This is a genomic window from Metabacillus litoralis, assembly GCF_003667825.1.
Lineage (GTDB): Bacteria > Bacillota > Bacilli > Bacillales > Bacillaceae > Metabacillus > Metabacillus litoralis_B.
Genome location: NZ_CP033043.1, coordinates 1,564,790 through 1,580,019, shown reverse-complemented (window position 1 = coordinate 1,580,019; position 15,230 = coordinate 1,564,790). Strand labels below are relative to the sequence as shown.

Sequence of the window (15,230 nt, the reverse complement as noted above, 5' to 3'; positions counted from 1 at the left end):
TTATTGGCATAGGAGTCTATTATTTTTGTTAAGCTTTACTTCCTTATAAGGGGGATATTTATATGAATCTACAAAAGCACTTTGTTCAAACAGTAAAGAAATATTTTAAAGAGCAAGGTGAAGCATGGCTAAAAAATTTGCCAAAAGTAATTCATTATTGCGAACAAAGATGGTCCATAAAGATAAAAGATCCTTATTCTTTGTCAATTAATTATGTTGCTCCCGCAATAACGAAAGAGTCAGAGGTAGTCGTGAAAATATGTATTCCTGAAGAGGGTTATTTTAGTGAGCTAGAAGCACTTCAATTGTTTGGAAAGGAAAAGAAAAAAATGGTCCAGCTGATTGACTGTGACAAAGAACACGGAATAATTCTGCTAGAAAAACTATCACCTGGATTTACATTAGCAGAAGTAGAAGATGATGAGGAGTCTTGTAGAATAGCTGCCTCTGTATTAAAAAATCTAATTTTCCCTTCACCTGTTCACTCAAGGATTGGTACAACTAAAGACAGGGAAGAAAATCTTCGAGAAATTGTTAATAACCATAAAAAGGGAATTGGTCCTATTTCTCAGCAAACTTTAGAAAAAGCATTGAGTATATTTACATACCTGAATGCAACTGCAAAACAACATTTTCTCCTTCATGGTGATTTTCATCATTATAATATACTTGCTTGTCAAGAGAGAGAATGGGTAGCCATTGATCCAAAGGGGTTAATCGGTGAAATCGAATATGATCTCATTCAATTTTTATTAAACAAGCTTCCAGATCAAAGAATGTATGAAGTTATTGAAAAAAGAGTAGACATTTTCACTAAGGAACTAAATTTAAATAAAAAAAGGCTTCTGCTTTGGGGGTATTGCCACACCGTATTAGCAACCTCGTGGACTGTTAAAAATGATGAAACCTATGATAAGGCTTTTTTTCAATGTATTGAGATTTTTGAAAAGCTGTATGAAAGCAAATGGGGACAGGTACCGTGTCTCAATGAGACAACGGACCTGTCCCCTCGTCAGATCTAGTTTTCATCCAAATAGAAGAAAAGTTCTTTTTCAGTAAGAGGAGGGCTGAAGTAATAACCTTGCATCATGTCACATCCATTTTTAAGCAGAAATTCTGTTTGTTCAGAGGTTTCGACACCTTCTCCAATAACTTTTAGGCCAAGTTTATGTGCCATGTAGATAATCATTGTTGCAATATCTTGATCCTCTTTATTTTGTGGAATATTTTTTATAAAAGAGCGATCAATTTTTAGAGTATTGATAGGAAATGATCTCAAATAACTAAGGGAACTATAACCAGTTCCAAAATCATCAATTGAAATAGATACGCCTAAAGCTTTTAACTCATTAAGTGTAGTGGAGGTAAGGTGAACGTCAGCTGTCATACTCTCAGTAATTTCGAAATTTAGCCTCGCTGGGTTTACTTCCGTTTCTTTTATAATGCTAGCGACCATTGCGACAAGATTAGGCTGATAGAACTGACGAATGGAAAGGTTAATAGAAATACTTATATGGCTATATCCATTTAAGTCTAAAACGCTTAAGTGACGACATGCATTTTCAATAACCCATTGGCCAATCGGAATGATAAGACCATTTTCTTCAGCGATTGGTATAAATTTGCCTGGTGGAATGTTCCCCATTAAATGATGTTGCCAACGGAGCAATGCTTCAACAGCAACCACTTTAGTAGACTTTGTATCAACAATTGGTTGAAAAGAAAGAGATAACTCATTTCGATAAAGTGCTTTTCGTAATTCATTTTCGATCTTGAGCTGTTCTACTTGTTCCTTATCCATATTTAAATCATAAAATCTAAATGTATTTCTGCCATCTTTTTTGGCTTGGTACATAGCAACATCAGATTTTCTAAGTAACTCACCTTCATTACGACCATCTTCTGGATACATACTAATTCCTATACTTGGAGTAACAAATATTTCTTTTCCTTGTATATAAAAGGGAGCGGATAATGTATGAAGAATACGATTTGATATTTTTGTGACTTCATTTTTCATTATATTGTCAAGGAGAATAATAAATTCATCTCCTCCTTGCCGCGCTGCTGTATCATTCCGACGGATACATGATGTTATTCGTTGGGCGACTTCCCTTAACAAAAGGTCCCCAATATTATGACCTAAAGTGTCATTTATTACTTTAAATCGATCCAAGTCAATAAATAAAAAGGCTAGGTTCTCTTTATTGTTCCCGAGAGCCTGAGAGGCTTTGATATCAAATAGTCGACGATTCGGAAGAGCTGTTAATTCATCATGATATGCCATAAAATTAATCTTCTTTTCTGATTCATAATGTTGAAGGGCTAAGCTTGTTAAATAAGTGGCCTTTTCAATGACCATCATATCGATTTGATTTGGTTTCCTCGCTTCAGGATAATAAACAGCAAATGTTCCTAAAGTCCTAGACTGGTTATCTAATACCGGATATGACCAACATGCTCTTAGGTTATGCTTCAATGCAATTTCTCTATGCTCGTTCCAAAGACTATCTTTCTCAATATCTTCAACTACAACAGGAAGCTGGGTAAAGGCAGCTTTTCCACAAGATCCACTAGTCGGACCAACTGTCACACCAAGATTAATATAATCATTATATTCGCTTGGTAAATTAACCGCCGTTCCTTTTCTAAGGATTCCAAGTGAATGATCCATTAATAATATTGAACAAAGACCACCATCTAAAACATCTTCCATTAACAGCACAAGGGAGGATAACACTTCATTTAAATTGTGGCCTTTTGCGATCATTTCTAAAATTGTATTTTGGCCGTCTAATAGTTTCCTCGTTCTCTTTTCATCGGTCATATCCTTTGCACTACAGACAAGACCTTTTACATTACCATCATGTATGATTGGAATATTCGTAACTTGTAAATGAACCACTTGTCCATTTTTATGGTTTATAGATGTTTCAAACCTTGTTCTTTTCCCATTTAGAGCGGCTATAAAATGGTTCTCTGTAGTGGCAAGATCAGGTTCTCTAACAAATTCTTTAAAGGATTTTCCAACCAAATCCTCATTTTTGTAACCTGATAGTTCTAAAAATGCATCATTATAAAGAATAAAATTACCCATAAGATCCATTCCGTAACATGCATCTTGATTATTTTTAAATAAAGAATAGTAAATTTCATTTGGGAAGTTTATATCTTCTGCCATTCTCATCATTACTCTCATCCTTCGTCATATCTTACCTCATTTTACCACGAATTTATATTTACTAATTGAGGTATTATTTTACAATTGGTAGAACTTGTTCGCCAAAGACATAACTTTGAGAGTAAAAAAGGACCCATAACAACACCTAGGCATCTTGCATACAATGGAGTTAAAAAAGGTGGATATCCAAATGCATTATACGTTCCCAGTTGATATTAAAACATTAACAATTAGTAAAGGAACAAAGCAAACCGTTTATTATCCAAAAGTGACCAATATGACAAATCAACAGCTTCAGCGGTATATTAATCACGTGATTGTGGTTGAAACACAACAGCTTATTAACAAGCAAGTTGGACATATGCCAACAACTGTAGAAGAGATGCTAGGGTCTTATGAAATAAAAAATAATCAACGCCAAGTATTGAGTTTATTACTTTCTAATTATACGTATCACTTCCACGCAGCCCACGGTATGACCTATTTAAAATCATTAACCTTTGATCTGAAGAAAGGGAAAAAGTGCGAGCTCAAAGACTTATTCAAACCAGGAGTAGACTATGTCAAAAGGCTCTCAGATATCATCAAGTTGCAAATCAAACAACGCGATCTTCCTCTGCTGAACGAATTCACTAAGATTCAGCCTAATCAAGACTTTTATATAGCTGATAAAGCTCTTGTCATTTATTTCCAATTATATGAAATCACTCCATATGTGTACGGCTTTCCAATGTTCCCGATTTCCGTATATGACATTCAAGATCTAATCGATGAAAACGGGCCACTTGGTCGCATGGCTGTGAATGTATGAAAGACAGGGGGGACAGGTTCCGTGTCCCGTCGGGACAACGAACCTGTCCCCCTGTCTCAAGAAAAATCAAAATATTTAAACTTAAGGAAATACGATTCTTATTAGTTGATTTGAGCATAATGGTGTGGCATTGTAAATAATTACTTAGGACAAGAAATAATTTCTCTTTATATGTTGGTAGGATGAGTTAATGGGAAGAATATGTGTTAAATAGCAATTGAAAAGAAAATATAGATTATTAGGAGGGTTTCTTATGAAGAAACTAGCATTAAGTGTAATGATGTCACTATTCGTTTTGATGATTGCCGCTTGTGGTACAAATCAAGAAGAAAGCAATGAAAATGCAACAGAACAAGAGCAAGGGAACGCGAAAATAGAAAAACTGACTGTTGGAACAGAAGGTACATATGCGCCATTTACTTTCCATAATGAAGAAGGAGAACTAACTGGTTATGATGTTGAAGTCATAAAAGAAGTTGCAAAACGTATGGGAGCAGAAGTTGAATTTATGGAAACACAGTGGGATTCTATGTTTGCCGGATTAAATTCGAAACGTTTTGATCTTATCGCGAACCAAGTTGGGATCAATGAAGACCGTTTAGCAAATTATGATTTTTCAACACCATATACATATTCATCTTCCGTTATTGTTACACCTACCGAAACAGATGATATTACTTCATTTGAAGATTTGGAAGGGAAAAAATCTGCTCAATCGTTAACAAGTAACTATGGTGCGATTGCTGAAGAAAACGGAGCAGAGCTTGTTGGGGTTGAAGGTCTTGCGCAATCTATCCAACTAATTAAGCAAGGAAGAGCCGATGTAACAGTAAATGATAAATTGGCCGTCCTTGATTATATGAAAAATCAAAATGATAAAGATGTAAAAATTGTTGCTGAATCTGACGATGTATCAGAGATGGCTTTTACATTTAATAAAGGAAATGAAGAATTAGTTGAGGCTGTTAATGAACAGCTAGCTGCAATGAAAGAAGATGGAACATTAACGAAAATTTCCCAAGAATGGTTTGGTGAAGATGTTTCTACAAAATAATACCATAACAGCAGAGATGGGAGGATGGGAGTTATTTTCCAACTCTCTTCTCCCGATGCTTTCGGGAGCGATACAGTATACTATTCCGCTTACACTCATTTCATTTGTAGGTGGATTAATTTTAGCCTTGATTTTGGCAATGATGCGCTTATCCAAAACACGTATTATACAACTTCCTTCAATTATTTTTGTGTCAGCCATTAGAGGCACACCCTTACTCGTGCAATTATTTATCATTTTTTATGGACTACCAAACATTGGAGTAAATCTTGATCCTTTTATAAGTGCTGTTATTGCTTTTATATTAAACGTTGGTGCATATGGTTCCGAAATTATTCGTGCTTCTATTCTTTCAATCCCAAAAGGTCAATGGGAGGCTGCTCATACAATTGGCATGTCAAGATGGACTGCTCTTAGGAGAATTATTCTTCCTCAGGCAGCAAGAGTTTCAGTTCCGCCATTATCAAATTCATTCATAAGTTTAGTAAAGGACACCTCTTTAGCATCCTTAGTATTAGTGGCAGAATTATTTCGAAAAGCTCAAGAAATCGCTGCTAGAACGTATGACTTTTTACTTTTATATGTAGAAGCTGCCCTTATCTATTGGGTGATCTGTTTTATCTTATCTTTAGTTCAAGTTGTGATCGAAAAGCGTCTTAATCGATATGTCGCTAGATAGAAAGGAGGGAGAGTCATGTTTTTATCGATAAAGGGTTTGGCAAAATCATTTGGAGATAACCATGTATTAAAAAATGTTGATGTTGATGTGCAAAAAGGAGAAGTGGTATCCATTATCGGACCTTCTGGGTCAGGTAAAACAACATTACTTCGATGTTTTAATGGACTCGAGCTACCTGATAAAGGAAAATATACTTTTGATGATGGTCTAACACTCGATTTTGGTCTAAAATTAGATAAAAAGGATATGGTCAAGCTTAGTAGAAAATCAGGAATGGTCTTTCAATCATATAACCTTTTTCCACACAAAACGGCACTTGAAAATGTAATGGAAGGTCCATTAATTGTTCAAAAACGAAAAAAAACTGAGGTCATAGAAGAAGCAAAGGTTCTTTTAGAAAAGGTCGGGTTAGAAGATAAGCTAAATTTTTATCCGCATCAATTATCTGGGGGACAACAGCAACGGGTAGGAATTGCAAGAGCGCTAGCCCTTAAGCCTGAACTAATGCTATTTGATGAGCCAACATCTGCACTCGATCCAGAATTAATAGGTGAAGTGTTAAGTGTTATGAAAGACTTAGCAAAGGAAAACTGGACGATGATGATCGTAACACATGAGATCCAATTTGCAAGTGAAGTTTCGGATAAAGTGTTATTCATGGACGGCGGCTACATAGTTGAGCAAGGAACGCCAGATGAAGTGCTCAAAGCTCCAAAAGAAGAAAGAACAAAGAGATTTCTACAAAGAATATTACATCCTTCCTAGAAGTTGAATATCTTTGCTAGGATGATTCTAATACAAATTAAAGGATAGTTGGAGGAACCCTACTATCCTTTTTTATTCAACAATCGGGGTGCAGTTCAAGAACGGGAAAGCGCTCATCCACCTGCATCATAATTTTTGTAACGTAATGTTCCTTTTGGTTCTTTACAACTGTGTCATAAATATACTCTTCAAATACATAATCTCCTAATGTTAATTCCAAACGCTCCATTTCTGAAAAAAGCCTTTTGTAGGTATTATGTATGGTTAGTTCATCTCCAATATGATAGCCAACGAGAAAATAACCCTTCACAGCCTGGAAGTATGAATATCCTTCCTTAGGTTGTGGTTGTTCAATGTATAAATAGCTATACTTTGAGAATTCTCCTTTTAAGACTTGCTCCCGATTTGTTATAACACCTATAGGATATCCCGTATCAAGCTGTAACTCGTTTAATTCATCAATAAAATCAGAAATAACCTCTACAAATTCCTCATCCGTATTATTTTTCATTTTTCTGCTTAAATAAAGTGTTGCTTCTGGGAAATGTTCAAGTGTAATTTGTTGAAAATCAAGTTGTGAGGCCTCTTCCATTAATGAGATTTTTGTTTCAATGAGTTTTTCCTTCCTTTCAATTTCCTGTCGTTTTTTCACAATCTCTTCTCTTTTTTGATACATTAAAGTCAAAAAGCTTTCAGGAGATTTATTTTGCGTATATTGTTGAATATCATTTAGCGACATGCCGAGCTCTTTTAATAAATCAATAACAAAGAATAATTCAATTTGATTCATTGAATAAAAACGATAGCCTTTTTCATTTTTAAATACGGGAGAAAGAAGGCCAATTTGATCGTAGTAAAAGAGTGTTTGTTTATTTACTTTGCAAAGCTTTGCGAATGCACCTGTCGTTAAATATTTCGTATTTATTTTATTCACTTTCAAATCATCACCCTTGACTATATAGTTACTATATAGATTAGGATATAAACAGTAATGAAATCAAGTGAATACGTTTGATTTTAGGTCAACGTGAAGGAGAAAATACGAAATGAAGAATAATAAAATTACGTTAGGGCTATTATTATTGAATTTATTTATAGCCTTTATGGGGATTGGTCTTGTTATTCCCGTTTTACCTACACTAATGAATGAATTAGGGATAAATGGAAAGACAGTTGGCTATCTAACAGCTGCTTTCGCAATTGCGCAGTTGATTGTTTCACCATTTGCTGGGAAAGCAGTAGATAAATTTGGAAGAAAAATTATGATTGTACTTGGCTTATTTATTTTCGGCTTATCAGAGTTATTATTTGGACTTGGAAAAGAAATAGAAGTGTTATTTATTTCTCGAATTTTAGGTGGAATAAGTGCAGCATTCATTATGCCAGGGGTTACAGCTTTCATTGCTGATATGACAAACTTGGAAACTCGCCCAAAAGCACTAGGCTATATGTCGGCTGCGATTAGCACAGGGTTTATTATTGGACCTGGTATCGGTGGATTTTTAGCGGAATTCGGTACACGAATACCATTCTTCTTTGCTGGTGCACTAGGTACAATCGCTGGAATACTAACGATTATATTTATATCTGAGCCACATCGTGCGATAAAAACAAATGAACATACCGAAAGTGGAAAAAATGGGTTCAGTCGTATGATGGAGCCAAAATATTTTTTCGCTTTTATTTTAATTTTTATTGCCTCATTTGGTTTAGCAGCTTTTGAATCGTTCTTTAGTTTATTTGTAGACCATAAGTTTCAATTTACACCATCTGATATAGCGATTGTTATTACCGGTGGGGCCATTTTTGGTGCTATTTCACAAGTCGTATTGTTTGACCGGCTTACACGAGTATGGGGAGAAATTAAACTGATTCGTTATAGTTTACTATTATCGGGATTACTTGTCTTTTTAATGACTGTTGTTTCTTCGTATTTTTCTATTTTACTTGTTACATTTATTGTTTTTGTAGGATTCGATTTATTCAGACCTGCAGTGACTTCCTACCTTTCAAATATCGCAGGGGACGAACAAGGTTTCGTTGGTGGAATGAACTCCACGTTTACAAGTCTAGCGAACATTAGTGGTCCAATTCTGGGGGGAATATTATTTGATATAGATATTAACTATCCATACTACTTTGCTACTGTGATACTATCACTGGGAATAGTTCTTACATGGTTCTGGAGAAAGCAAGAAAACAATTCTTCAAACGAAGTTAAGACTACTGTGGTTGATATATCAAACTAAAGAGTAAGAATTCGTATAAAAAGAAAATAAGTCAATTTGGTCATTATCTGAGGTGACCGAATTGACTTTTTTTATTTCTATCAAATCATATTCTATAGGAGAAAATGGAATTGGTGGAATCACTTTTGATGCCTCGGGGAAAAGGATATAGTAGGGGGTTAGATAGAAAAATAGAAACATAAGTTAGAAAATGAATAGATAACAGAACTAACTAAAAGAATATGTATGTTTTTATAATGAAAAAACAACGATCAAATTCTCCCAAAAAAGTGTTGTATAAATCAAAGGTATCGATTAAAGTAATATTTAAAATATTTGTTTTAGATGTACTTTTTTCAATAAATCTTGCAGTGATCTTATTATCAATATAAAGATGGGAGGACTAAATGGATATCCAACAAAATGACCTTTTTATTATTACTAAAGATTCTACACGTTATCAATCATTATCTAATCAATACATACTTTTATTTGATTCAATCAATTACCCTAATAAACAACTAGCTTTAAGGAGAATTGAGAATTTCCTTATCTTTTTAACTATTTATACGAATATCAGAAAAATACATAGAATCGAAACAAAGCATTTACTTTTATTTGCAAGGAAACAAATACAAGATTCCAAGGATCAAACATGTGAGGAAACTTTAAGAGAAGTAGTAAAAACATTAACCACTTTAAAAAGTATACACAAGTTCAAAACAGATGTGTCTTTAATGAATTACACATTCTGGTGTGAAGTATTTAAATGAAATACGAATGTACGATGCAAGGTCTTTCTTAACCAAGAATACTTCAAATGCTTGACCAACGACTGTATTTTTTTAAAACTTCATTTGAGACATGTAACAAAAACAAGTATAAAAAGAAAAGTCGTTGGCCGTGTGGATTTCCGTAAATATCCCATGTCAAAGATGAGATAAAAAACTGAGACAGAATAATTGAAAATACTTATTTAGATTAGTTGATAATATAACCCAAATTGTGTATCAAACCATAGCAGTTTTCCATGTTTATGTTTCGGAAGATGTGTTTGTAAACCCCATTCAGGATATTGTTTCATAATCTGTACTGAATCCCCAGTAGCAAGGGCAATAAATGAAATATAATGATCTTTTGTCATTGGATGGTCACTTGAAATAAACAACTCAGAATCAATTTCGGTTATTGATAATTTTTCTTCGTCTGTTGCTTTTTTTTCTACTAATCGTTCTACCTTTCTCCCGCAGCAAGAAATGTCTATATCCCCAGTTGCTAATACAATATTATGACATGAGGGACATACAAAATAATTCGATCTTTTCATATTTCCTCCTACAAAATCATTCGATGCTAATTCACCTTCTAAAATATTTTCAATATTTACCCCTAAGATTGAAGACAAACTTGGTAAAAGAGTAACATCTGGACAACCATATCCACGCTCCCATTTTGAAATCGTTCGATCAGAAATGTTCATTGAATCAGCTAACTGTTTCTGTGTTAATCCTTTTTCCTTCCGTAAATTGTAAATTAAGTTACCAACTTTACTATTATCCATATTTTCTCCTCCTGCTCTATGTTCATCTTAGAGGTTAATATAATCAATGGCAACAAACGTTCCGTAGAGTGGGACAGGTTAACTGTCCCAGTTCTTTTATTATTATAGTTAAGAGTAATTCATCAGGACCAATGGGACAATGGTAGAGCAAATTAAAACAATATAATTTGAATTTTGCAATTCAATTCTAGAGGTCGAAGTAAGAGATGAACCCATTGACACTCAATGAAACATGAGCTGATAATGCATCTCAAAGATTGTTTAAAAGTAATAATAGATTAAATTACCCTTAAGAACAGATCTCATAGACTGAAGAAGCTGGAAACACCATTGTTTTTTTTATTAACAGATGCAGCTCAAAGTAAGATTAGAGGTTTAGGGATAAGTGTATTGATATTCAATTTGAAGCATTATGGTCTGTCGTGCATTGGAGTATTACAAAAAGAAAAGAAGATATGTAGTTAATGCGCAATTCGCGTAAAAATGAATGAGGGGTGACTTAAACTCAGTCAAGTAAAAACCATTACCTACTGAAAAGAAAATAGTGTCAGAGGAAAGTAAAGATGATTTGTGGCGAAGTAATTTTTGAAGATTAAAGATCACCATGTATTCAAGAGAACATCAATAGCTTACTCTTGCTTTAGTATTATAAGCACATATTGATTAAAATGGACAAAAGCTAATTATCTACAAAAATTTTCTTTTGCCACTGATGGTAACCATAAATAATAAAAGACAGCGCAAACATTACAAATAAATATTGCGTAGGAGAGATATTCTCGTATTTCGCTATACCTAGTACGCCTAATAATGGGAGTGCAATATATGCCATGAATGAATCAGCTATAAAATTAACAATTACGTACAAAATGAAATTGTGTGAAGTGTAACTAAAGATCCAAAAAGTTCCAACAGTAAATATGCCATATGCAAAACTAACATCAATCATATAGCCCCAGGGAACAATTTGTTCTTGAATTGTCCACCATTTATATGTATAAGCTATTTGAAAAATAATTGTCATTAATAGTGAAGTGAAGATAGTTACTGGCATATACTTTTTTCTATTTATTGAATTTGTAAAAAATAAGGTTAACCAAGGAAGAACTAATGAAGAAAACATAAAAAATTTATTCATAAAATATGCACTCCAATCACATAACTCATCATTTATCTTTATCTTGTGTGTTTGGAATTCATTTATACGTTTATGAAGCAAAGTCTTATTGTTTAATTACTCTGCTTAAAATCAATATCTCATTTTTAATATATTTTTTTCGGTTAGTATCATCGCATCTATGATATTAATTTATTAGTAAATAAATATCATGTAAAAACATAATCATTTTTTTCCTCCTTTTGTGTTCACTTATATGACATATTCATTCAATTATAGGTATTACCAATTAGATAAACTTCATAAAGTATGTTTAATACGACCATCGATTGAATTTAAATTAGACTATTTTTTCTATGAGTTGTTAATGGACCTCTTTAATTAGGAAATAATGTTGTAGTATCTGGAGAGGATTACGAATTTAACGAATTTTACTACAAGGCCATATTGTGGGGGGACTGAATTCCTAAATGTAAGAAATAAATGGTTTTATTCAGCTAAAGGGTTGTTTAGTTCAAGTACAATCCTCAGCAAAACAATGCGCTTTAGTTTAATAATGATCTTTAACAATTTAAAGCACTTATCTTGAACAGTAACAGGTTCTGTTTTGAAGTACAAAATACAAATTAACATTGCTTTTCGTATAGTAATTCGCACTATGATTAAAAAGCATTATAACAAGTAAATCAGCAAAGAAAAATGCTTGGAGATGCTCCAAGCATTTTTTATACAAGATTAGTACCCGATTAAGCAATTTATAAAACTTCAAGAATCGCCAGGAAATAAGCTACTAAATAAGCGGAGAAATTCCCCTTATTGAGAAAATAACATGAAAAATAGATTAAATAGACGGAAAGATTCCGCCTATTTAATCGAAAAAGACAAAAATGGACCATTTTACATTGCTTAACCGGAGAAATTCCGCTTATATCTCCAAACTGATTTCCATTCTTCATTCTAACCGGAAAAACTCCGCTTATTTATATACTATTGGTTACTCAATTAAGGATAATCTGCTTTATTTATCCGCCTATCATCCCCCCTGGTAGTTAAAATCATTTTTAGCACACCATTTGGAATAGCAATGAGCTTGCGAATTTTTATGCTGACAAATACTTATGTCACCATATTAAAAGTGGTTCGGAATTCTGGGCCTAGTTACCTTCCATTTAATTAAACCCCATATATATCAATAAAAATAAGCAGTCTTATTCAGTAGCGAATAGGACTGCTTATTAGCTTGCTAATTTAGTTTTTGTATTCGGAAACCGAACCCGTTACTTGAACAGATAAGAGCTTTTTCATGTTAAAGGTTATAATGTAGAGTAACTCTTTTATTACGTAGTAGACCTAAAATGCGTCATAAATGATTAGCAATTAACTCTGTTTATTTTAGAAATCTGTGGCTCAAACCCAATGTTATAAGACCTAAAAAAGAACAAATTACATTGTGAAAGACTTGAGTTTCATCGTTAAAATCCAATAGGGCATAAGTCACTAAAGAGATACCGATACATGCAAAAATGCTTCTTGCTTTTATTTTAAACACCCCCTAATACAAGGTATGTAGAGGAGATAAAAAAAATTTGAAGACCATTCATACTGTAGATTTCGCTTAAAAAGCGAAGTAGAAATAAAAAAGTAAGGAAATATGAAATATATCCTTACAACTTATAAATATAGGGACTTAATATCCTGAAGAATTTGTGTTAAAAACAACTTTTTCAAGGGTGTGCTGATAAAAATATAGGAAGATTGCTAAAAGTACTGTTATAAGCCAATAAATGGAGGGGCTCATTCTTTTAAATTTAAAAAAGCCAAGTCTTTTCCATAAGCCTGCAAAAGGGAAAGCGTTAATACAATCTAGAATTATGTTTGTTATTAAATATAAAGGAAATGACCCAAATGTTAGTGTGAATACCCATAGTGTCGTCACAAAATGAGCTCCTAAAATATATGTGAAATCTATGGGGGTTTTTGGAAATAATGGGTTCCTATTTTTCCACCAATTATTCCTATTTGCAATTAGGCTAAGAATAATCATAGATAAGCTCGCAAAGGTCGCAGGAGGTAAATAACGGACAAAAGATTTTTTACCTAAAAGAGGCACACTTACCCAAGGGAGAATTAACATACATAAAGAAGCTACCTTTTTATAATTCATAAGAACCTCCAACCAAAAATGATTATAGTAAGTAGTATTTCCAAAATTTATAATATTTATGAAAAAAGGTCTTTAAAAAGTTGGAGAGGGATTTTTAAGTAACTACGAATAAATGGATAGAACCTGATGGATTTGGAATATTATTGATAAGGCGAGGGCGTGAGATGAAGTCTATATTCTTAATACCTGCTATGATAATTTGCACAGGAACACATTATCTTTTTACAGTATATTCTCTTAGAAAGCAGAAGAAAGCTTCTTTAGTAAGTGGAATCATATTGACTTTGTTAGGTGTCGTATATTCTACAATTCAAACAAAATACATAGTAAATAATTTAGCAAATAATAAATGATTAATTATTCTCTTACCTTCTAAATTGTTGGTAAGCTTTTTATATATTTCATGAACAAAAATCTTGATCAACAAAGACACCCTCTAACTCAATTAGAGCAAACCCACCAGAAAGAGTAAGTGAAATCTTCATTATTTATTACCTTGCTGTGAATTATAACAGAATCCTTCACTAAGAAGTATAAAAAGCTCCTTATAAGATGTTCTTATTCAGCTACGCTGTTTAAAATAAATAGTGATTTTCGAACGAAGCGCCTTGTTCAATAAAGAGAAGATGTTTTGTTTTTTTGAACTACTCCATTTGTTTTAAAAGGAATTTTCACTTATTTGGACGCAATGAATATGGAGGAAATTATTGAAGAAAATAACACTTGTGTAAGTAATTGCAAATACAAGTGAGGGTGATATGTCTTGAATTTATTGGTTAAACAACAAATACAGTTAATAATTAGAGCGTTGTATATAGGGAAATAAGTGGACTGAAAAAGGAAGGAAATATAATGTGACACCTACTACCAGTTTCTCTTATTTCTTTTATTTGCTTATGAAGTGAATTTACCATACGAATTAAGCGAGTTAGGTTGTAAGCATAATTCTTCTGTAAAAAGACTACTTGATCGACTACAAAAGAATGAGAATGTAAAAACGCAAAGGAATTGGTTTGGCTTTAAGGTTGTGTCAATGACAGGGTGCTGGAAGAAATTAATTAAAAAACTCAGTTAAAGGAACAAATTCCTTTTGATATATATGTACAAAGACTGGAAGGGAATTGTTATTATGCGTAAATCAAAACACGCCTTCAAAGACAGGGTTATCTTAAAGTTATTTTGGTTAGCGACTATTGGGCTACTATTTCGATTTATTCCTAAAGATAAGATAAGGCATGGGATTTTGGCGTTTTTATATAAGCAGACTGTCACGTGGGTGTTTGGTTTACTTGTGGTTGAAAAGGGACTTATTAAATATCCAGTTAGGTTTTTTAGTAAAGCCAACAAATCAAGTTTTTCGTTTGAATACTTTATTTATCCTTCTATGTGTGCAATTTTTAATATGAATTATCCTGAAAATAAGAATAGATTAATGAAATTTTTCTATATCATTTTTCATTCAGGAATACTTACATTTGGGGAGGTTCTTGTAGAACGGTACACGAATCTTATTAAATATATAAAATGGAAGTGGTATTGGAGTTTTATAACTATAGGTCTAACAAATTATTCATCAAGATTGTTTTATCGTTGGTTTTTCAAAGAAGAGTTTGTTCAAAATATTAAAGGTAGTATTGAAACTGGTTGATCAGAAAATGCTTTAAAGTTAA

The 15,230-nt window shown here is 33.0% G+C and carries 13 protein-coding genes; 8 read left to right on the top strand and 5 right to left on the bottom strand.

What is annotated here, in order from left to right; genetic code table 11:
• Positions 1-62 precede the first annotated feature (62 nt).
• On the top strand, positions 63-1,022 hold the full coding sequence (locus D9842_RS07435) for an aminoglycoside phosphotransferase family protein (protein ID WP_121661979.1): 960 nt from the start codon (positions 63-65) through the stop codon (positions 1,020-1,022).
• Here the strand turns inward: D9842_RS07435 and D9842_RS07430 are convergent.
• Complete coding sequence (locus D9842_RS07430) at positions 1,019-3,190, bottom strand: bifunctional diguanylate cyclase/phosphodiesterase (protein ID WP_162987352.1); 2,172 nt, start codon at positions 3,188-3,190, stop codon at positions 1,019-1,021. The two genes, D9842_RS07435 and D9842_RS07430, sit on opposite strands and share 4 nt — an antisense overlap.
• A gap of 181 nt (positions 3,191-3,371) precedes the next feature.
• On the opposite strand from D9842_RS07430, the gene D9842_RS07425 reads away from it, so the two are divergent.
• From D9842_RS07425 to D9842_RS07410, 4 genes are all read left to right on the top strand, one after another.
• On the top strand, positions 3,372-3,992 hold the full coding sequence (locus D9842_RS07425) for a DUF3298 and DUF4163 domain-containing protein (RefSeq protein WP_121661977.1): 621 nt from the start codon (positions 3,372-3,374) through the stop codon (positions 3,990-3,992).
• A 253-nt stretch (positions 3,993-4,245) separates the two neighbouring features.
• Positions 4,246-5,046, top strand: a complete 801-nt coding sequence (locus D9842_RS07420; protein ID WP_121661976.1) for an amino acid ABC transporter substrate-binding protein — start codon at positions 4,246-4,248, stop codon at positions 5,044-5,046.
• Positions 5,030-5,725 (top strand): amino acid ABC transporter permease, encoded by a 696-nt coding sequence (locus D9842_RS07415; RefSeq protein ID WP_121661975.1) that lies wholly within the window; start codon positions 5,030-5,032, stop codon positions 5,723-5,725. Before D9842_RS07420 ends, D9842_RS07415 begins: the two co-directional genes overlap by 17 nt.
• Before the next feature lie 15 nt (positions 5,726-5,740).
• A complete protein-coding gene (locus D9842_RS07410) occupies positions 5,741-6,490 on the top strand; it encodes an amino acid ABC transporter ATP-binding protein (RefSeq protein WP_121661974.1) in 750 nt (249 codons plus the stop codon).
• Positions 6,491-6,566: 76 nt separating this feature from the next.
• On the opposite strand, the gene D9842_RS07405 is transcribed toward D9842_RS07410, so the two are convergent.
• The gene (locus D9842_RS07405) at positions 6,567-7,424 is read right to left on the bottom strand and encodes a MerR family transcriptional regulator (RefSeq protein ID WP_121664980.1); all 858 of its coding nucleotides are present in this window, start codon (positions 7,422-7,424) and stop codon (positions 6,567-6,569) included.
• A 112-nt stretch (positions 7,425-7,536) separates the two neighbouring features.
• On the opposite strand from D9842_RS07405, the gene norA reads away from it, so the two are divergent.
• Positions 7,537-8,739, top strand: a complete 1,203-nt coding sequence (gene norA / locus D9842_RS07400; protein WP_121661973.1) for a multidrug efflux MFS transporter NorA — start codon at positions 7,537-7,539, stop codon at positions 8,737-8,739.
• Positions 8,740-9,125: 386 nt separating this feature from the next.
• A complete protein-coding gene (locus D9842_RS07395) occupies positions 9,126-9,491 on the top strand; it encodes a hypothetical protein (RefSeq protein ID WP_121661972.1) in 366 nt (121 codons plus the stop codon).
• 203 nt (positions 9,492-9,694) lie between these two features.
• On the opposite strand, the gene D9842_RS07390 is transcribed toward D9842_RS07395, so the two are convergent.
• The 3 genes from D9842_RS07390 to D9842_RS07380 form a co-directional block, all read right to left on the bottom strand.
• Positions 9,695-10,279 carry a helix-turn-helix domain-containing protein gene (locus tag D9842_RS07390; RefSeq protein WP_121661971.1) on the bottom strand — a complete coding sequence of 195 codons (585 nt, stop codon included), beginning with the start codon at positions 10,277-10,279 and terminating at the stop codon, positions 9,695-9,697.
• A gap of 679 nt (positions 10,280-10,958) precedes the next feature.
• Entirely contained in the window at positions 10,959-11,333 is a 375-nt protein-coding gene (locus D9842_RS07385) for a hypothetical protein (protein WP_162987351.1), read from the bottom strand.
• Between the two features lie 1,750 nt (positions 11,334-13,083).
• Positions 13,084-13,560 carry a hypothetical protein gene (locus tag D9842_RS07380; protein WP_121661969.1) on the bottom strand — a complete coding sequence of 159 codons (477 nt, stop codon included), beginning with the start codon at positions 13,558-13,560 and terminating at the stop codon, positions 13,084-13,086.
• 1,129 nt (positions 13,561-14,689) lie between these two features.
• Between D9842_RS07380 and D9842_RS07375 the strand changes: the two genes are divergently transcribed.
• Entirely contained in the window at positions 14,690-15,208 is a 519-nt protein-coding gene (locus tag D9842_RS07375) for a CBO0543 family protein (protein ID WP_121664979.1), read from the top strand.
• The last annotated feature ends 22 nt before the right edge of the window (positions 15,209-15,230 follow it).

Excerpts from the sequence above, each read along its gene's own strand:
- D9842_RS07385 (WP_162987351.1), bottom strand. The coding sequence starts at position 11,333 with ATGCCAGTAACTATCTTCACTTCACTATTAATGACAATTATTTTTCAA.
- D9842_RS07380 (WP_121661969.1), bottom strand. The coding sequence starts at position 13,560 with ATGAATTATAAAAAGGTAGCTTCTTTATGTATGTTAATTCTCCCTTGG.
- D9842_RS07420 (WP_121661976.1), top strand. The coding sequence starts at position 4,246 with ATGAAGAAACTAGCATTAAGTGTAATGATGTCACTATTCGTTTTGATG.
- D9842_RS07375 (WP_121664979.1), top strand. The coding sequence starts at position 14,690 with ATGCGTAAATCAAAACACGCCTTCAAAGACAGGGTTATCTTAAAGTTA.
- D9842_RS07415 (WP_121661975.1), top strand. The coding sequence starts at position 5,030 with ATGTTTCTACAAAATAATACCATAACAGCAGAGATGGGAGGATGGGAG.
- D9842_RS07390 (WP_121661971.1), bottom strand. The coding sequence starts at position 10,279 with ATGGATAATAGTAAAGTTGGTAACTTAATTTACAATTTACGGAAGGAA.
- D9842_RS07430 (WP_162987352.1), bottom strand. The coding sequence starts at position 3,190 with ATGATGAGAATGGCAGAAGATATAAACTTCCCAAATGAAATTTACTAT.
- D9842_RS07395 (WP_121661972.1), top strand. The coding sequence starts at position 9,126 with ATGGATATCCAACAAAATGACCTTTTTATTATTACTAAAGATTCTACA.
- D9842_RS07410 (WP_121661974.1), top strand. The coding sequence starts at position 5,741 with ATGTTTTTATCGATAAAGGGTTTGGCAAAATCATTTGGAGATAACCAT.
- D9842_RS07435 (WP_121661979.1), top strand. The coding sequence starts at position 63 with ATGAATCTACAAAAGCACTTTGTTCAAACAGTAAAGAAATATTTTAAA.
- norA (WP_121661973.1), top strand. The coding sequence starts at position 7,537 with ATGAAGAATAATAAAATTACGTTAGGGCTATTATTATTGAATTTATTT.
- D9842_RS07425 (WP_121661977.1), top strand. The coding sequence starts at position 3,372 with ATGCATTATACGTTCCCAGTTGATATTAAAACATTAACAATTAGTAAA.